This window comes from Streptomyces sp. Je 1-332 (genome assembly GCF_040730185.1).
In the GTDB taxonomy this organism is placed as follows: domain Bacteria; phylum Actinomycetota; class Actinomycetes; order Streptomycetales; family Streptomycetaceae; genus Streptomyces.
Map to the genome: position 1 here is coordinate 7,510,739 of NZ_CP160402.1, position 17,519 is coordinate 7,528,257.

Genomic DNA, 17,519 nt, shown 5'->3' on the forward strand with positions numbered 1-17,519 from the left:
GATCACGAGTTCCCTGGTCCCGTCAAGGTCAATCAGAGTGACTGAGGTCGGGCCTGTTGGGTACTCAGAGTTACATGCGGATGAGTGTGATGGATGTGGGTTCGAACGCGGTCCGGCTGGTCGTGGTGGACGCGGAGGACGGTGTGCCCTTGCCGGTGCACACCGCCAAGTGGAAGGTGAGACTCTCCGAAGAGGTCGGCCCGAGCGGGGTGATCCCCGAAGAATCGCTGGGGCAGCTTGTGACGGCGGTCGCCGAGGCGGCCAGGACCGCTCGCAGATGGGGCGCGGCGGAGCCGCTGGCCTTCGCGACGACGGTCGTCCGCAGCGCGCCGAACCGGCTCGACGTGCTGGGCACGATCGGCGAGGAGACCGGCGTACGACTGTGCACGCTGCCCGGAGAGGTGGAGGCCGAGCTCACCTTCCTCGGCGCCCGCCGGTGGATGGGCTGGCGGGCCGGACCGCTCGCCATGTTCGACATCGGCGGCGGCTCGCTGGAGGTGGCCTTCGGACGCGGACGGCTTCCGGACTACGTGGCGTCGCTGCCCCTCGGCGCGCGCCGGCTGACCCGGGAGTTCTTCGACGGCGAAGACCCGCCCACCGAGCAGAGCGTGAAGGCGCTGCGGCGCAAGGTGCGGCACCAGCTGCGGGACGTCGCCGCCCGCATCCGCTGGGAGGGGCCGCGCACCGCCGTCGCGACATCCCGGACGTTCCAGCAGCTCGCCCGCCTCGGCGGCGCCGCCCCCGGCCGCCACGGGCCTTTCATGGCGCGGCAGTTGAGCCGAGCGGAGTTGCGCAACTGCCGCGACCGGCTGGCCGCGCTGCCGGTGGCCGAGCGCGCCGAGCTGCCGGGCGTCTCCGCACCGAGGGCCGCGCAGAGCCTGGCCGGCGCGATCGTGGGACACACGGCGATGAAACTGACGGGCGTCAAGACGGTGACCCTCTGCCCCTGGGCCATCCGCGAAGGCGTGCTCCTGCGGCATATGGAGGACGGCGAGGCGTGGTGGGCGGAGGTCAGTACGGGGGAGACCGCCGCGCCGGCAGCGGAGCCGGCGCCGCTGCGAATAGCCGCGCTGGGGCACTGATCCGGTGTGCGGCGGTGCGGGTCAGTGCGCGGCGGTGCTGAGAGGGGCACGGGGGGCGCCGGGGCCCCGGCGCCGACGCAGCGCCGCGCGCTCCTCGGCGTTGGTACCGCCCCAGACGCCGTGGGCCTGGCCGCTGTCGAGAGCCCAGGCGAGACAGGGCCGTAGCACGGGGCAGCGCACGCAGATCCGTTTGGCGGCCAGTTCCTCGCGCAGCGTGGGGCCGGCCGTGCCGACGGCGAAGAACAGGTCGGGGTCCGCTCGCGCGCAGAGCGCGCCTGTCATCCACTCCATCAACGCCTCCCCTCGGGTTCGTCGTTCGCCGCCGCCCGCGCCACCTCGAGCTGGGCGATCGTGGTGGCCACCTGCTGTCGGAACGCCTTCGGGATCGTGCCTCCTGTGACGGCGCTGACCAGTTCGCCGGCCACGAGATGCAGCTTGGTGTTCGTGTGCTGGGAGATGGAGACCAGCACGCTCCAGGCGTCATCCGCGCTCAGACCGAAGGAGGCCATCAGGATTCCGCGCGCCATGTCGATGACGGGCCGCGTCTCCATGGCCCGCCGCAGCTGACCGAGTTCGACGCGCGGGTCCTTCTCGGTGTCGCCCTTCGACACGGTCACCAGGTCGCCCGCGAGGGGCGGTTCGATCGGCAGCAGTGGCGCCGTGCCCTCCTCGCCCTGCGGGTACGAGGGCATGCTGAGCGTGGCTTCGCTGTCCTCCGCGAGCTGAGCGGGAACTGCACGTTCTGTCATGGCGGCCACTCCGTAGGCGTCCTGGCGTCATCACCTCGTCCAGAGTCGGCCCGACGAGGCACACACGTCAAGTGATACCTGAAATGTAGTTCGCCCTTTTGAATGCGCGAAACAAACGCCCTATCTTGGGGTGATGGCTGGAGTACCTGAACCCCACAGCGGTTGGACCTTCCTCACCAACCACGCACGTGTGCTGGCCGCGATCGCCGACGACCCCGCCACCCGCATTCGGGACATCGCTGCTCGCTGCAGGCTCACCGAACGTGCCGTGCAGAAGATCGTTTCCGATCTTGAGGAGGGGGGGTATCTGTCTCACACGCGTCAGGGACGCTCCAACACGTATCGCATCGAAGCGGGCACGATCCTGCGGCACCCGGCCGAGTCGGGGCTCGCCGTGGCGGAACTCCTCTCGCTCCTCGCCCAGCACGACGTCGACCACGGTGAAGGGGCCCGGCAGTTGGAGTCGTCACCGCCGCACGCGCGCCGCCCGGGTTCCGGCGGGTGACCTGCGGCGTCCGCGGAACCGGCTGTGGGCGCCGCCCTGGCGCGCTCCCGGGACCGGCCACCCGGCGGGTCCCCTCGCCGGACGGCCGGTGGCGGGCTCACTGCCGAACCCTCCCGGGAGCGGTTGGGCGGCGGGCCGCCACTTCACAGGTACCGGGATCGATCCGGTCCAAACGACCCCACGGTGGGCCGCACGCCCCCACACCGGACCTGAGCAGCCTGCGACCCCTCTGACCTGCGGCGGATCCGTTCCGTGGGCCGAATCGTCATGCCGGGCGCCGGTTAAGCTGGGGAACATGGCCTACGAGATTCCGGTGACGCAAGCCCGAGCAGAGCTCGCCGACCTGATCAACCGCGTCGTGTACGGCGGCGAGCGGGTGGTCGTCACCCGTCACGGCAAGCCACTCGTGGCCCTTGTCTCCGCCGCCGACCTGGAACGACTCGAGGCGTTGCCGGAGGGCGAAGAGGAGCAGGTGGTCAGCTCCGTCTCGTCGCTGCGCGCCACGTCGTCCCCGGCGCCCGGCGCGGGGGAGCGGCAGCGCTTCGGCATCGCCGCCGAGCACCGCGGCCCCGACACGGCGTAGCCGTACGGCAATTGAGCACGTGAGCATGTGAACACAGGAATGGCCGTACGCCCCCGTCCGCTACAGCAGGGGCGTACGGCTGTCTCCGTGTGCCGCCGGGTCAGGCGGCCGGCGCCGCTTCCCGCGGCTTCGGAGCCTCCTCGCGCGCCCCGGCGGCGGGGCGGCGGCGGAGCGCGCCGAGCAGCACGGCCGTCAGGCCGAGCAGGGCCCAGAGGGCGAGGGTGAGGAGCGGGCCCGCGACGCGCGCACCGTCGAAGAAGGACACCGAGCGCAACAGGGTGCCTCCGGCGCCCGGCGGCAGCAACTGGCCGAGGAATCCGACCGGTTCGGGCAGCAGCTGGGGCGCCGACGTCACGCCGGAGAACGGGTTGCCGAGGAGCACCATCGTCAGCGCGCCGACCCCGATGCCCGCCGGACCGAGGAGCGCGGCGCACCCGGCGACGGTGGCGCCCACCGCGAGCGTCGAGAGCCCCAACACCCCGGCTTCCGCCCACCAGTTGCCGGTCAGGATGCCGAGCCAGCTGTGTGTCAGGGCGGCGGCGACCACGCCGATCATGGCGGCAGCCGAGACGAGTGAGGCCAGCGCGCGTATGCCGCGCAGGCCGAGCATCGACACCAGTGCGCCGGCCGCGACTCCCGCGATGGCCATCGGCAGGATGCTCGCGCCGAGGGCAGCGCCTCGCGGGTCGGCCGCGGGCGCTGCCACCACATCGGTGGTCGGCACCTCGGCTCCCTGCGGGGCCTGAGCGGTCACCGCCTGCTCCAGTAGCTGGGCGACCACGGGGCTCGCCGCCGTCGCGGTCAGCAGCTTCGTTCCCTGTGGCGTGACGACGACCGCTCCGTACACGGCCCGGTCCGCGATGGCGTCGAGGGCCGCGGCCTCGTCGGCGTAGCGATGAACCTCGAACGCGCCCTCGCGCTCCTTCAGTTGCGTCTGGAGGGGAGCCGTCGCCGCGGCGGGTCCCGCGACGCCGAGCGGCAGGTCGCGCGGGGCGGTCCGCGCGGCGGGCCAGGCGAAGGCCCACAGGGCGAGGGCCACGATGGCGGAGACCAGGATGGCCACCGCCACCATGCGGCGGCCCTGCCGGGGCGAGGTGGTGACCGACGTGGACATGATCTGTGCTCCTTGGGGTGGTCGACTGGGTGGCCGGGAGAGCGTTCGACTCGGGGTGGCCGAAGAGCGTTCACTTCAAAAAGAAGGATCGTTCGTTTTACGTGATGTCCTCACTGTGCTGCCGAGTGCCGAGCTTGTCAAGAATGAATGTTCGTTTTAGTTTTGCCCGCATGGCCCGCGTATCCCAGGAGCACCTCGACGCACGCCGCCGCCAGATCCTCGACGGCGCCGCCCTCTGCTTCGCCCGTAATGGCTTCCATGCCACTTCCATGCAGGATGTGCTCAAGGAGGTCGGCCTCTCGGCCGGAGCGGTCTACCGCTACTTCCGGGGCAAGGAAGAGCTGATCGGGGCGATCGTCGGCGAGGTCCTGGAGTGGATTCAGGCCACGTTCGAAGCCGCGGCCAAGGAGACCCCGCCACCTCCGCCGGACGTGTTGGTGGGCCGCGCGCTGACCCAGGTGCTCGGGCGCGGGGCCGGCGCCCAGGAGGGGCAGGCCTCGTACTTCCCGCGCCTGATCGTGCAGGTGTGGGCGGAGACCCTGCGCAACGAGGAGCTCGCGGCGGTGATGCGCGAGGGGTACGCGAAAGTGCGCGTGGCGTGGGTGAAGATCGTCGAGGGCTATCAGGCGGCGGGAATGATGCGGGACGACGTCCAGGCCGACCATGTCGCGCGGGTGATGGTCGCCGCGGCCCAGGGCTTCGCCGCGCAGCTGGCGCTGTTCGACGAGGTTCCGGTCGAGGCGCTGCAGGACGGCCTGCGCGGACTGATGAGTATGGGGCAGCCCAGCTGATGGTCATGGAGCGGTCAAGCGCTGGTTAACCTCGTTGAAACTCCTCCCAACTAGCCTGCCATGCCACGCCACCAGGGGATTTCGTAACAGGGGTGCGCAAGATCAAGCGCACTGTCTGTGTGTTACATCTATATCCGTCGCGGTGGCCGCGGCAGCCGGATCCCGCACGGTCCGGAGCGAGGACTGTGAGGTGGGACGCGTGCAACTGACCCCGCACGAGCAGGAGAGACTGCTCATCCATGTGGCCGCGGACGTGGCCGAGAAGCGAAGGGCGCGGGGACTGCTGCTCAACCACCCCGAGGCGATCGCGCTCATCACGTCCCACATCCTCGAAGGGGCCCGGGACGGCCGCACCGTCTCCGAACTCATGTCGTCGGGGCGCAAGGTGCTCACGCGTGACGACGTCATGAGCGGCATCCCGGAGATGATCCACGACGTCCAGGTCGAGGCCACCTTCCCGGACGGAACCAAGCTCGTCACCGTCCACGACCCGATCGTCTGACGGGGGCCGGCCGCATGAGTCCCACGCATCCCGTGGTCCCCGGCGAGATCCTCTTCGCCGACGAGCCGGTCGCCTACAACGTAGGCCGTGAAGTCACCGCCCTCACCGTCCTCAACGCCGCCGACCGTCCCGTCCAGGTCGGCTCCCACTACCACTTCGCCGAGGCCAACCCCGGTCTCGATTTCGACCGCGGGGCCGCACACGGCAAGCGGCTCAACATCGCCGCCGGCACCGCCGTGCGCTTCGAGCCCGGAATCCCCGTCGACGTCGAACTCGTCCCCCTGGCCGGTCTGCGCATCGTGCCCGGACTGCGCGGCGAGACCGGAGGTCCTCTCGATGCCTGAGCTGTCCCGCGCCGCGTACGCCGACCTGTTCGGTCCCACCACGGGTGACCGGATCCGGCTCGCCGACACCGACCTCCTCGTCGAGATCGAGGAGGACCGCTCCGGCGGCCCCGGGCGCTCCGGCGACGAGTCCGTCTTCGGCGGCGGAAAGGTCATCCGCGAATCGATGGGGCAGTCGCGCACCACGCGCGCGGAAGGAGCCCCCGACACCGTCATCACCGGCGCCGTGATCATCGACCACTGGGGCGTCGTCAAGGCCGACATCGGCATACGCGACGGCCGCGTCACCGGCATCGGCAAGTCCGGCAACCCGGACACGATGGACGGTGTGCACCCCGATCTCGTGATCGGCCCGGAGACCGAGGTCATCTCCGGCAACGGCAAGATCCTCACCGCCGGCGGCATCGACACCCACATCCACTTCATCTCGCCGACCATCGTCGACGAGGCGCTCGCCTCCGGGGTCACCACCCTCATCGGCGGCGGCACCGGACCCGCCGAAGGCAGCAAGGCGACCACGATCACGCCCGGCTCCTGGCACCTGGCCCGGATGTTCGCCGCGATGGACTCCAGCCCCGTCAACATCGGCTTCCTCGGCAAGGGCAACACCGTCTCCACCGAGTCCATGCACGCCCAACTGCGAGCCGGAGCCGTCAGTTTCAAGATCCACGAGGACTGGGGCGCGACCCCCGCCACCATCGACGCCTGCCTGAACGTCTGTGAGGACACCGGCGCCCAGCTCGCCGTCCACACCGACACCCTGAACGAAGCGGGCTTCATCGACGCCACGTTCGCCGCCGTCGCGGGCCGCACCCTGCACGCCTTCCACGTCGAGGGCGCGGGCGGCGGACACGCCCCCGACATGATCACGGCGGTGTCGCTGCCGAACATGCTGCCCAGCTCCACCAACCCGACCCGGCCGCACACCGTCAACACCGTCGAGGAACACCTCGACATGCTGATGGTCTGTCACCACCTCAACCCCGCGGTCCCCGAGGACCTCGCCTTCGCCGAGTCGCGCATCCGGCCCACCACCATCGGGGCCGAGGACATCCTGCACGACCTCGGCGCCATCTCGATCATGTCGTCGGACTCGCAGGCCATGGGGCGCATCGGCGAGGTCGTCATGCGGACCTGGCAGACCGCGCACGTGATGAAGCGGCGGCGCGGTTTCCTGCCGGGGGACACCCGCGCCGACAACAGGCGCGCACGTCGCTATGTCGCCAAGTACACGATCAACGCGGCCGTCGCGCAGGGCGTCGACCACGAGATCGGCTCGGTCGAGAGCGGCAAGCTCGCCGACCTGGTGCTGTGGGATCCGAAGTTCTTCGGCGTCAAACCCCAACTGGTCATCAAGGGCGGCCAGATCGCCTACGCGCAGATGGGCGACGCCAACGCCTCCATCCCCACGCCGCAGCCGGTCCTGCCGCGGCCCATGTTCGGTGCGCACGGCAAGGCTCCGGGGCTCAACTCGCTCAACTTCGTGACCCGGTCGGCGCTGGACGACGGGCTGCCGGAACGGCTCGGCCTGGCCAAGGAGTTCACCGCGATCCGCTCCACCCGCGGGCGCACGAAGGCGGACATGCGGGAGAACGACGCCCTGCCGAGGGTGGAGGTCGCGCCCGACAGTTTCGCCGTCACCATCGACGGTGAGCTCGTCGAGCCATCACCCGCAGCCGAACTGCCGCTCGCCCAGCGGTATTTCCTCTTCTGATGGCGGTCGACCACCATGTCTAGCGCCGCACTTCTCGTCCTGGCCGACGGCCGCTTCCCCGCGGGAGGGCACGCACACTCCGGCGGGGCCGAGGAGGCCGTCAAGGCGGGCCGGATCACCGGCGCCGCGAACCTGGCGGAATTCTGCCGGGGGCGGCTGCACACGACGGGTCTCGTCTCCGCCTCGCTGGCGGCGGCCGCCGCACTCGGGCTCGATCCGCTGGACCTCGACGAGGCCGCCGACGCGCGGACACCGTCGGCCGCGCTGCGGGTCGCGGGACGGCGGCTCGGGCGGCAGATGATGCGGGCCGCGCGAGCCGCGTGGCCCGACCCCGCCCTTGACCAGCTGGCCGCCGCCCGGCCCAAGGGGGCGCACCAGCCCGTCGTGCTCGGTCTCGCCGCGCGGGCGGCGGGACTCGGCCCCGTGGACGCCGCGTACTGCTCCGCGTACGAGTGCGTCAGCGGGCCCGCGACGGCGACCGTGCGGTTGCTGAGCCTGGACCCGTTCGACGCGACCGGGGTTCTCGCGCGTCTTGCGCCCGAGCTCGATCTCGTCGCCCGGGCCGCGGCGGAGGCGGGCCGCGCGGCCCTGGCGGAAGGAGTCGACGCATTGCCCGCGGCATCAGCTCCGCTGCTGGAGGTCGGGGCCGAGGCGCATGCGGCCTGGCCGGCGCGGCTGTTCGCGTCGTAGGGGCGGTTCTTCTCCCCGCACCCACCCCTTCCCGAAGCTGGGGCTCCGCCCCAGACCCCGCTCCTCAAACGCCGGAGGGGCTGTCCATCCGTGAACCACTGGAGTCGCACCATGCACCTCGACCACTCCCACGACGAGTCCACCGCCGTGAGCGCCGACGCCCACCGTCCCGACGGGCGCCGCCGCGCCCTGCGGATCGGGCTCGGCGGGCCCGTCGGGTCCGGCAAGACCGCCACCGTCGCCGCGCTCTGCAAGGAGCTGCGGGCCGAGCTCTCCCTCGCCGTCGTCACGAACGACATCTACACCCGCGAGGACGCCGAGTTCCTGCTGCGCGAGGCCGTGCTCCCGCCCGAGCGGATCACCGCCGTGGAGACCGGCGCGTGCCCGCACACCGCGATCCGCGACGACATCTCCGCCAACCTGGAGGCGGTGGAGGACCTGGAGGACGAAGTCGGGCCGCTCGACCTGATCCTCGTCGAGTCCGGCGGTGACAACCTCACCGCCACCTTCTCCAAGGGCCTCGTCGACGCCCAGATCTTCGTCATCGACGTCGCGGGCGGCGACGACATCCCGCGCAAGGGCGGGCCCGGCGTCAGCACCGCCGACCTCCTGGTCGTCAACAAGACCGACCTCGCCCCGCACGTCGGCTCCGACCTCGCCCGCATGGCCGCCGACGCCAAGGCCCAGCGCGCCGAACTGCCCGTCATCTTCCAGTCGTTGAGGTCGGATGAGGGCGTCGGGCCCGTCGCCGCCTGGGTGCGCGCCCAGTACGCCGCCTGGACCGCGTCCGCATGAGCACGCAGACCGTCCCCGCGTCGGGTGTCCGCGGCACCGCCCGCATCACCGCACGCGGCGACGGGCGGGGCGGCACCGTCCTGCCCGTGCTCGACGGGGAGGGCCAGCTCGCCCCGCGCCGCACCCGGTCGGCGGGCAAGGGCGCCCATGTCACGCTCGTCGGGGCGATGAGCGGCCCCCTCGGGGGCGACCACCTCTCGGTCGAGGCCGCCGCCCACGACGGGGCCAGGCTGCACATCGGCTCGGCCGCCGCCACCCTTGCCCTGCCGGGCCAGTCGAAGGCGCCGGCGCGCTACGACGTGCGGATCACGGTCGGCGACGACGCGGAACTGTCGTGGCTGCCGGAGCAGTTGATCTCCGTACGGGACAGTGATCTGCGGGTGTCCACCCGGGCCGAACTCGCCGGGAGCGCGCGCCTCGTGCTGCGGGAGGAGCAGGTGCTCGGGCGCACCGGTGAAGAAGCGGGACGGCTCACCAGCCGCCTCACCGTGCGCCGGGCGGGGCGGCTCCTCCTCGATCAGGAGCTCTCCTGCGGGCCCGGCGCGCCCGGCGGGTGGGACGGTCCCGCTGTCGTGGCGGGGCATCGCGCGATCGGGCAACTCGTCGTCGTACGGCCGGAGTCCGAGCAGGAACGGCCAGAGCCCGCGCTTCTCGGTGACGGGGTCGCGCTCACTCCGCTCGCAGGACCCGCCGTGCTCGTCACCGCCGTCGCCCCCGACGCGCTGCGGGTCCGCCGCGCTCTCGACGGGGCGTTGCGCACACTCACGTGAACAGGGGCATAACCGCTCAGCGGAGTTCCCAGCACCGTCTATCGGATTGGTAAAGAAACCCCTGCCCGGTCTGTCGCACTGAACCCGATGACCGACAGGATCCTCCTACTGTTCGAAAATCGACAGGTAAATCGACAGGGGGAGGAACCAGTTGAGACGCACCACAGCATTCGGCGCCGCGGGCACGCTCATCACGGGCTCGCTCATAGCGGGCGCGATCATGGCGCCCGTCGCCAATGCCGACGCTCGCGGAGGCAGCGGCAGCGCTGACGCCCGCCAGCGCACCAGCGCGGAGGCACGCGGTGTCGCGCTCGCGGCGCAGCGTGCGGCCAAGGCGGGCATCGACTGGCAGGCGTGCCCCGCGGACTGGGGTCTGGAGAAGGCCGTCACGTGCGGCTGGGTGACCGTTCCGGTCGATTACGCCAAGCCCAACGGCAAGAAGATCAAGCTCGCCGTGGACCACATCGGCAACACCGGGACGAAGAAGGAGCGCCAGGGCGCGCTCGTCTACAACCCCGGCGGCCCCGGCGGTTCCGGGCTCCGCTTCCCCAACCGCGTGGCCACCAAGGCCAAGCTGTGGGAGAAGACGGCCAAGGCCTACGACTTCGTGGGCTTCGACCCGCGCGGCGTCGGCCACTCGGCGCCCATCTCCTGCGTGGACCCGCAGGAGTTCGTCAAGGCCCCCAAGCTCGACCCGGTCCCGGACTCCGAGGCGGACAAGCGCGCCCAGCGCAAGCTCGCCGCCGAGTACGCGGACGGCTGCGCCGAGCGCAGCGGCGACATGCTGCCGCACATGACGACGCCGAACACCGCGCGTGACCTGGACGTCATCCGGGCCGCGCTCGGCGAGAAGAAGCTGAACTTCCTCGGCGTCTCGTACGGCACCTACCTCGGCGCGGTCTACGGGACGCTGTTCCCGTCGCACGTGCGCCGCATGGTCGTCGACTCGGTGGTCAACCCCTCGAAGAAGAAGATCTGGTACGAGGCCAACCTCGACCAGGACGTCGCCTTCGAGATCCGCCTCAAGGACTGGATGAAGTGGGTCGCCAAGCACGACGCCACCTTCCACCTCGGGGACACCGCGGGGAAGGTCGCCAAGAACTGGGACAAGCTCCGTGCCGCCGCGAAGAAGGAGCCCCTGGGCGGAGTGGTCGGCCCCGCCGAGCTCATCGCCTACTTCCAGAGTGCTCCGTACTACGACTCCGCCTGGGTGGAGATCGCGACGAACTTCGGCAAGTACGTCGCCGGTGACGCCAAGCCGCTGATCGAGGCCGCGAGCCCCGACCTGTCGGACACCGCGGGCAACATCGCGTCGGAGAACGGCAACGCCGTCTACACGGCCGTCGAGTGCGCGGACGCCAAGTGGCCCACCAGCTGGAAGAAGTGGGACCGCGACAACACCCGCATCCACCGTGACAACCCGTTCATGACGTGGTCCAACGCCTGGATGAACCTGCCCTGCGCCACCTGGTCGAGCAAGCAGCACGAGCCGGTCGAGGTCAAGACCGGCAAGGGCCTGCCGCCCGTCCTCATCGCGCAGTCGACCCGCGACGCGGCCACCCCCTACGAGGGCGCCGTCGAGCTGCACAAGCGGTTCAAGGGCTCGCGTCTGATCACGGAGAAGGACGCCGGCTCGCACGGCATCACGAACCTGGTCAACCCGTGCCTCAACGACCGTGTCGACACCTACCTGCTGACCGGCAAGGTGGGCGGCAAGGACGTGACGTGCGCCCCGCACGCCACCCCCAAGCCGTGACGGCCCGCCACTAGGCAGCCGCCGGGCAACTGAGCAAGGGGCGGCCGGTAACCCCGGCCGCCCCTTCGCCATGCCGCCTCCCGCGCCGCGAAGTGCCCCTCAACTCAGCGGCAGCCGGGGGAACTTCCGCCTGCTCGCCGCGGCGGCGCGTTCGGCCTCCTCCGCCTTCACGACCGCGGCGTACTTGTCCACGTACTCCTGGCCCGAGAGTCCGAGGATCGCGTACATGATCTCGTCCGTGACCGCGCGCAGGACCGCCTTCTCGTTCTCCATGCCCGCGTAGCGCGAGAAGTCCAGCGGTGTGCCGAAGCGGATGGACACACGGCGGAAGTTCGGTACCTTCTGGCCCGGCGGCTGGGCCTCGAAGGTGCCGATCATCGCGCACGGAATGACCGGTACCTGTCCCTTGAGCGCCATCGCGGCGACGCCGACCTTCCCCTTGTAGAGGCGCCCGTCGTGCGAGCGTGTGCCCTCCGGGTAGATGCCGAGCAACTCACCCTTGCTCAGCACCCCGAGGCCCTCGCGGATCGCCGCACGGCCCGCCTCCTTGCCCGAACGGTCCACCGGGATCTGCCCGGCGCTGCGGAAGAAGCCGGCGGTCAGGCGGCCCTTGATGCCGGGTCCCGTGAAGTACTCGGCCTTCGCCAGGAAAGTGATCCGCCGCTTGATGATGGCGGGCATCAGAAAGTGGTCCGAGAACGAGAGGTGGTTGCCCGCCACGATCGCCGCACCCGATTCCGGTACATGTTCAAGACCCTCGATGCGCGGCCGGAACATGAGCCGCAGCAGCGGCCCCAGGACGACGTACTTGAGCAGGTAGTAGAACACCCGTTGCTCCTTGACGTAGGTGGACCGGCCTGGGTGCTGCGTCGTCGCAGGTCACGGGTCCTCGCGCAGCGGTCAGTTTAGGTGCGCCGCCCCGACGGGAGAAGGGACCGAGGCCGGGCGGCCTGGATCACTTCGGGGACCGGCGCGCCCGGCCGGTGGGACGCCCATCCGGGTGCCGCGCCGGACTCGTCCGGGTGACCGCCCGGCGTGTCGCCCGCGCGGGCGGCGGGTGCGGGGGTGGCCTGGCCTCGCTCCGACGCAGTACGTCACCGTCACAGGAGGTCCCCATGAGGTCTCGTCCCCCGTCCTGCCTGCGCCCGGCCGTGGCCACCGCCGCCGCGCTGATCTCCCTCGCCGTGGCCGCGCCCGCCCACGCGGCCGGTGAAGCGGTCCCCGAGCGGTCGAGCGGCGTCTTCCTCACCGTCACCGGGCAGGACAACGCCTGGGTCCGCGGCGTGCTGCTCGACTGCGTGACCCAGCGGCCCGCGCACCATCCGCACGCGGCGGAGGCCTGCGCGGCGATCGACAAGGCGGACGGCGACTTCGAGGCGCTGCCCGCGAAGTCGGGCATCTGCACCAAGCAGTACGCCCCGGTCACCGTGAGCGCGACGGGGCTCCACCGCGGCAAGCCCATCAGCTGGCAGAAGAAGTACGGCAACGCCTGCGAGATGGAGTACTCGACGGGCGTGGTCTTCCGCTTCTGACGGGCGCCTGCGACACTCCCCGAGGCGGCCGCCCCCGCACCTTTCCTCAAGCTCGCGCGGCCCCTCAGGGGGTGCTGCGCGAGAGCACCATCGCCAGCGTGAGCATCCCGACGACGACCCAGCCGAACCACAGCCAGCCGTTGCTCCCGAGCGCGACCGTGTACGCGGTCACCGCGACCAAGCCTCCGATGGTGAATACACCCATCGTCTTCGTAGAATCAGGCATCGCCCTGCCTCCTCCCGGCAGCCCCGACGCCTCGACGCCGGAACCGCGGCCTGAGACCATCCTCACCCGCGAAGACCCTTTGCCGCTAGCGCCCGCGCGCGGCCAGTGATGCCAGATAGGCGTTGTACGCCTCCAGCTCCTTGTCACCGTCGCGGTCGGCGGCCCGGTCCGTACGCCGTGCCTGGCGCTGGTCGGAGCGGTACCACTGGAAGAGCAGCGCGAGCAGCACGAGGACCGATGGCACCTCACTGAAGGCCCACGCGATGCCGCCCGCGGCGGTCTGATCAGCGAGTGCGTCGATGCCCAGGGAGGAGGGCGGGTTCTTGTACGTACCGACCATCGGCTCAGAAGCCATCATCAGCGCGATGCCGAAGAACGCGTGGAAGGGCATGCCCGCGAAGAGCTCCAGCATCCGCATGATGTAGCCGGGGCGGTGCGGGCCCGGGTCCACGCCCATGATCGGCCAGAAGAAGACCAGGCCGACGGCGAGGAAGTGCACCATCATCCCGATGTGGCCCGGCTTGGACCCCATCAGGGTGTCGAAGAGCGGGGTGAAGTACAGCGCGTACAGGCTCGCGATGAACAGCGGGATCGTGAACGCGGGATGCGTGATGATCCGCATGTAGCGGCTCTGCAGGACCCACAGCAGCCACTCGCGGGGCCCCTTGCTGCCGCGGGCCGCGACCGGCAGCGCGCGCAGGGCGAGGGTGATCGGCGCGCCCATCAGGATCAGGATCGGCGACAGCATGCTGATGATCATGTGCTGGACCATGTGCACGCTGAACATGACCATGCCGTAGTCGTTCAGCTTGGTGCACATCACGAGCAGGATGGTCAGCACGCCCGCCACGAAGGAGATCGTGCGGCCCACCTGCCACTTGTCACCGCGTCGCACGAGCCGGACCACGCCCCAGCCGTAGAGCGCGAGGGCCACCAGGCAGCTGATGAGGAAGAAGGGGTCGGCCGAGAGTTCGAGCCCGCGCCCCAGCGTGAACGGCGGCAGATCCATGTTCATGCCGTGCCCGCTGTGATCCATCCACTGGCTCCTGATTCGTGCGGTTGTGCGCTGTGTGTCCGCACCAGACTAGAACGGCCCCCGGACGCCGAAGCGTCCGGGGGCCGTTCCGTCACCGCCGGGCTCTACAACACGCACTCCGCCTCGGCGTACCGCTCGTCCGGCACCGTCTTCAGCGTCTCGACGGCCTCGGCGAGCGGGACCATCGTGATGTCCGTGCCGCGCAGCGCCGTCATCTTGCCGAACTCGCCGCGGTGCACGGCCTCCACGGCGTGCCAGCCGAAGCGGGTGGCGAGGACACGGTCGTACGCGGTGGGGGTGCCGCCGCGCTGGACGTGCCCGAGGATCACCGGGCGCGCCTCCTTGCCCAGGCGCTGCTCCAGTTCGATGGAGAGCTGGCGGGCGATGCCGGCGAACCGCTCGTGGCCGTACATGTCCTTGATGCCCTCGTCGAAGTCCATCGAGCCCTCACGGGGCTTGGCGCCCTCCGCGGCCACGACGATCGCGAACTTCTTGCCCGCGGAGAACCGTTCGCCGACCTTCCGCGTCAGTTCCTCGATGTCGAAGGGGCGCTCCGGCACGACGATCGCGTGCGCGCCCGCGGCCATGCCCGAGTGCAGCGCGATCCAGCCGGTGTGCCGGCCCATGACCTCGACGATCAGGACCCGCTGGTGCGACTCGGCGGTCGTCTTGAGCCGGTCCAGGGCTTCGGTCGCCACGCCGACGGCGGTGTCGAAGCCGAACGTCACGTCGGTGACCGCGATGTCGTTGTCGATCGTCTTGGGCACCCCGACGATCGGCAGACCGGCGTCCGAAAGGAGCCGGGCCGCCTTCAGCGTGCCTTCGCCGCCGATCGGGATGACCGCGTCCAGGCCCAGGTCGGCGAGGTGGCCCTTGGCCCGCTCGACGCCGCCGCGCAGCTGCGCGGGCTGGACACGCGAGGAGCCGAGAATCGTTCCGCCACGCGCCAGGATGCCGCCCACCGCGTCCAGGTCGAGCTTGCGGTAGTCGCATTCCAGCAGACCGCGCCAGCCGTCGTGGAAGCCGATGACCTCGTCGCCGTGGTCGACGACGGCACGGTGCACGACCGAGCGGATGACGGCGTTGAGACCGGGGCAGTCGCCGCCGGACGTGAGGACACCAATGCGCATAGCCCGCCAACGTCTTTCATAAAGAGGGGCCCTGTGTGCTGCGTGGGCCGGAGTCCGGACCACGTCGTCCGGCGGGAACCCCGCCACCCTATAGGCGACAGGGGGCGGGGCCGCACCGGGCGTCCGACTGCTGGACTGTGCCGCTCACCTGTGCGGCGGGAGCCTCAGGCGGGCTGCTGAGCCGCGTTCATGCGCTCGGCGCGCAGCGCCTCGTACCACCGGTCGTCCGTCGGCGGCAGCGCGTTCACGTCGAGGGCCAGCTTCAGGAGCAGGTCCGCGATCAGCGGGTTGCGGGCCAGGACGGGACCGTGCATGTACGTGCCGAAGACGGTGCCGTTGTACGCGCCCTCGGTGCCGTCGCCCGTGCCGTTGCCCCGGCCGAGCGAGACGCGGGCGAACGGCCGCGCGGACGGGCCGATGTGCGTGATGCCCTGGTGGTTCTCGAAGCCCGTCAGCGGGGGCAGGCCCAGCTGCGGGTCGATGTCGCCGAGGACGTCGCCGACGCAGCGGTCGCCCTCGCCGCGGGTGGAGATCACGTCGAGCAGGCCGAGGCCCGGCTCGCGCTGGCCGAGGTCGTTGATGAACTCCTGGCCCAGGATCTGGTAGCCCGCGCAGACCGAGAAGACGATCGCGCCGTTGCCCACGGCGCGCTGCAGTCCGCCGTCGCGGCGAAGGCGCTCGGCCGCCAGGCGCTGCGGGCGGTCCTCACCGCCGCCGATCAGGTAGATGTCGCCGGAGGTGGGCACCGGCTGGTCGCTGCGCACGTCGTAACGCTCGACCTGGAGGCCGCGCTGGTGGGCGCGGCGCTCCACGACCAGGGCGTTGCCCTGGTCTCCGTACGTGCTGAGCAGGTCGGGGTAGACCCACACCAGCCGCAGGCTGTTGTCGCTCATGCTCATTCGTCCCTACGAGGGTCTAGAGGGTCCGGTGGGGTCAGTTGCCGACGCGGCGGCGCAGATCCTGGAACGCGGTGTAGTTCGCGATCGTCTCGATCCGTCCGGGCGGCGCCAGCTGCACGGCCTCGTCGAGGGACTCGCAGACCCGGAAGTCCAGGCCCGCGACCTCAAGACGCACGGCGAGGTCCAGCTTGCGGTCGCCGAGCACGAAGATCGGGTGGCCCGCGAGACGGGTGTAGTCGACGTCCCACAGCCAGGAGGTGTCGGTGCCGTCGGCGCCACGGGCGTTGACGGAGAGCACCACCGGGGTGGGCGGCGGGTCGATCAGCGAGAACGTCTCGAGCCAGCCCGCGGGGTTCTTCGCGAGCAGCAGGCGCAGATCGCGGCCCTGGAACTGCACGACGTCATAGCGTCCGGCGACGGCCTGCACCTGGTACATCCGCTCCAGGGCGACCTGCGGCGGCACGCCGAAGACGGCGGCGACGGCGGCCGACGTGGTGGCGTTGGCCTTGTTCGCGCGGCCCGGCAGCTGGAGGTGGATCGGCCAGGCCGAGCCGTGCGGGTCGAGGACGTGGTCGCCGGAGAGCACCCAGCTGGGCGCGGGACGGCGGAAACCGCACTCGCCGCAGAACCAGTCGTCGCCGGGGCGCTGCATCACACCGCCGCAGGAGGGGCACGACCAGGCGTCGTCCTTCCACTCCTGTCCTGCGGCCACCCACACGACGTTCGGAGAGGAGGACGCGGCCCAGACGACCAGCGGGTCGTCCGCGTTCGCGATCACGACCGCCTTGGAGCCGGCCAGACCCTCGCGCCAGTTCTCCGCCATCATGCGGGTCTCGGCGGCGCGGTCCAGCTGGTCGCGCGAGAGGTTCAGGAGCGCGATCGCCTTCGGCTCCACGTCACGGGCGACACCGGCGAGGTACTTCTCGTCGACCTCGATCACGCCGAACCTGGCGTCCGAGCCGCCCGCGAGGGCCGATGTGATGCCCGCCGGCATGTTCGCGCCCAGGGCGTTCGACACCACGGGCCCGCTGGCGCGCAGCGCCTCCGCGAGCAGCCGGGTCGTGGTCGTCTTGCCGTTCGTGGCGGAGACGAGCACCACGTCCAGGTGCGTGGCGAGACGCCCGAGCAGGTCGGGGTCGAGCTTGAGTGAGACGCGGCCGCCGATCACCGATCCGCTGCCGCGGCCCGCCGCGCGCGACACCGCCGCGGCCGCCTTGCCCGCCGTCACGGCCAGCTTGGCCCGCGGCGACAGCGGGTCCGTGTTGCCTGCCATCAGTTCTGGATCCTCCTTGCGTACGGCG

General features: G+C 70.9%; 21 protein-coding genes. 12 read left to right on the top strand and 9 right to left on the bottom strand.

Features of this window, described 5'->3' with window-relative positions:
• Positions 1-74 precede the first annotated feature (74 nt).
• A complete protein-coding gene (locus ABXJ52_RS33775; RefSeq protein ID WP_367047444.1) occupies positions 75-1,082 on the top strand; it encodes a Ppx/GppA family phosphatase in 1,008 nt (335 codons plus the stop codon).
• A 21-nt stretch (positions 1,083-1,103) separates the two neighbouring features.
• Here the strand turns inward: ABXJ52_RS33775 and ABXJ52_RS33780 are convergent, their stop codons facing one another.
• Both ABXJ52_RS33780 and ABXJ52_RS33785 read right to left on the bottom strand, forming a co-directional pair.
• A complete protein-coding gene (locus ABXJ52_RS33780; RefSeq protein ID WP_367047446.1) occupies positions 1,104-1,373 on the bottom strand; it encodes a WhiB family transcriptional regulator in 270 nt (89 codons plus the stop codon).
• Positions 1,373-1,831, bottom strand: coding sequence for an ANTAR domain-containing protein (locus ABXJ52_RS33785; protein WP_367047448.1), 459 nt, complete (start codon positions 1,829-1,831; stop codon positions 1,373-1,375). The genes ABXJ52_RS33780 and ABXJ52_RS33785 overlap by 1 nt, the downstream gene beginning before the upstream one ends.
• Before the next feature lie 133 nt (positions 1,832-1,964).
• On the opposite strand from ABXJ52_RS33785, the gene ABXJ52_RS33790 reads away from it, so the two are divergent.
• Both ABXJ52_RS33790 and ABXJ52_RS33795 read left to right on the top strand, forming a co-directional pair.
• Positions 1,965-2,336 (top strand): helix-turn-helix domain-containing protein, encoded by a 372-nt coding sequence (locus tag ABXJ52_RS33790; protein WP_367047450.1) that lies wholly within the window; start codon positions 1,965-1,967, stop codon positions 2,334-2,336.
• Positions 2,337-2,631: 295 nt separating this feature from the next.
• Positions 2,632-2,919 (top strand): type II toxin-antitoxin system Phd/YefM family antitoxin, encoded by a 288-nt coding sequence (locus ABXJ52_RS33795; protein WP_367047452.1) that lies wholly within the window; start codon positions 2,632-2,634, stop codon positions 2,917-2,919.
• Between the two features lie 100 nt (positions 2,920-3,019).
• Here the strand turns inward: ABXJ52_RS33795 and ABXJ52_RS33800 are convergent, their stop codons facing one another.
• Entirely contained in the window at positions 3,020-4,033 is a 1,014-nt protein-coding gene (locus tag ABXJ52_RS33800; protein WP_367047453.1) for an ABC transporter permease, read from the bottom strand.
• Positions 4,034-4,203: 170 nt separating this feature from the next.
• On the opposite strand from ABXJ52_RS33800, the gene ABXJ52_RS33805 reads away from it, so the two are divergent.
• The 8 genes from ABXJ52_RS33805 to ABXJ52_RS33840 all read left to right on the top strand — a co-directional run bounded on the left by ABXJ52_RS33805 (position 4,204) and on the right by ABXJ52_RS33840 (position 11,395).
• Positions 4,204-4,824, top strand: coding sequence for a TetR/AcrR family transcriptional regulator (locus ABXJ52_RS33805; RefSeq protein ID WP_367047455.1), 621 nt, complete (start codon positions 4,204-4,206; stop codon positions 4,822-4,824).
• Between the two features lie 199 nt (positions 4,825-5,023).
• Positions 5,024-5,326 carry an urease subunit gamma gene (locus tag ABXJ52_RS33810; protein WP_361831764.1) on the top strand — a complete coding sequence of 101 codons (303 nt, stop codon included), beginning with the start codon at positions 5,024-5,026 and terminating at the stop codon, positions 5,324-5,326.
• A gap of 32 nt (positions 5,327-5,358) precedes the next feature.
• A complete protein-coding gene (locus ABXJ52_RS33815; RefSeq protein ID WP_367049456.1) occupies positions 5,359-5,670 on the top strand; it encodes an urease subunit beta in 312 nt (103 codons plus the stop codon).
• Positions 5,663-7,384, top strand: coding sequence for an urease subunit alpha (locus ABXJ52_RS33820; protein ID WP_367047457.1), 1,722 nt, complete (start codon positions 5,663-5,665; stop codon positions 7,382-7,384). The genes ABXJ52_RS33815 and ABXJ52_RS33820 overlap by 8 nt, the downstream gene beginning before the upstream one ends.
• Before the next feature lie 15 nt (positions 7,385-7,399).
• Positions 7,400-8,074: an urease accessory UreF family protein gene (locus ABXJ52_RS33825; protein ID WP_367047459.1), complete on the top strand. Its 675-nt coding sequence runs from the start codon at positions 7,400-7,402 to the stop codon at positions 8,072-8,074.
• Between the two features lie 111 nt (positions 8,075-8,185).
• On the top strand, positions 8,186-8,869 hold the full coding sequence (gene ureG / locus ABXJ52_RS33830) for an urease accessory protein UreG (protein ID WP_367049457.1): 684 nt from the start codon (positions 8,186-8,188) through the stop codon (positions 8,867-8,869).
• Entirely contained in the window at positions 8,866-9,639 is a 774-nt protein-coding gene (locus tag ABXJ52_RS33835) for an urease accessory protein UreD (protein ID WP_367047461.1), read from the top strand. Before ureG ends, ABXJ52_RS33835 begins: the two co-directional genes overlap by 4 nt.
• Before the next feature lie 151 nt (positions 9,640-9,790).
• Entirely contained in the window at positions 9,791-11,395 is a 1,605-nt protein-coding gene (locus ABXJ52_RS33840; RefSeq protein ID WP_367047463.1) for an alpha/beta hydrolase, read from the top strand.
• A 99-nt stretch (positions 11,396-11,494) separates the two neighbouring features.
• Here ABXJ52_RS33840 and ABXJ52_RS33845 read toward each other — a convergent pair whose 3' ends face one another.
• On the bottom strand, positions 11,495-12,223 hold the full coding sequence (locus ABXJ52_RS33845; RefSeq protein WP_367047464.1) for a lysophospholipid acyltransferase family protein: 729 nt from the start codon (positions 12,221-12,223) through the stop codon (positions 11,495-11,497).
• A gap of 287 nt (positions 12,224-12,510) precedes the next feature.
• Between ABXJ52_RS33845 and ABXJ52_RS33850 the strand changes: the two genes are divergently transcribed.
• Positions 12,511-12,927, top strand: a complete 417-nt coding sequence (locus tag ABXJ52_RS33850) for an SSI family serine proteinase inhibitor (protein WP_367047465.1) — start codon at positions 12,511-12,513, stop codon at positions 12,925-12,927.
• 64 nt (positions 12,928-12,991) lie between these two features.
• Here ABXJ52_RS33850 and ABXJ52_RS33855 read toward each other — a convergent pair whose 3' ends face one another.
• From ABXJ52_RS33855 to ABXJ52_RS33875, 5 genes are all read right to left on the bottom strand, one after another.
• Positions 12,992-13,153, bottom strand: a complete 162-nt coding sequence (locus ABXJ52_RS33855; protein WP_344519316.1) for a hypothetical protein — start codon at positions 13,151-13,153, stop codon at positions 12,992-12,994.
• 85 nt (positions 13,154-13,238) lie between these two features.
• Positions 13,239-14,189 (bottom strand): cytochrome c oxidase assembly protein, encoded by a 951-nt coding sequence (locus tag ABXJ52_RS33860; RefSeq protein WP_367047467.1) that lies wholly within the window; start codon positions 14,187-14,189, stop codon positions 13,239-13,241.
• A 104-nt stretch (positions 14,190-14,293) separates the two neighbouring features.
• Positions 14,294-15,319, bottom strand: coding sequence for a 6-phosphofructokinase (locus tag ABXJ52_RS33865; RefSeq protein WP_367047469.1), 1,026 nt, complete (start codon positions 15,317-15,319; stop codon positions 14,294-14,296).
• Between the two features lie 164 nt (positions 15,320-15,483).
• A complete protein-coding gene (locus tag ABXJ52_RS33870; protein ID WP_249585951.1) occupies positions 15,484-16,212 on the bottom strand; it encodes a type 1 glutamine amidotransferase in 729 nt (242 codons plus the stop codon).
• 40 nt (positions 16,213-16,252) lie between these two features.
• Positions 16,253-17,491 (bottom strand): MurT ligase domain-containing protein, encoded by a 1,239-nt coding sequence (locus tag ABXJ52_RS33875; RefSeq protein ID WP_344519320.1) that lies wholly within the window; start codon positions 17,489-17,491, stop codon positions 16,253-16,255.
• Between the last annotated feature and the right edge of the window lie 28 nt (positions 17,492-17,519).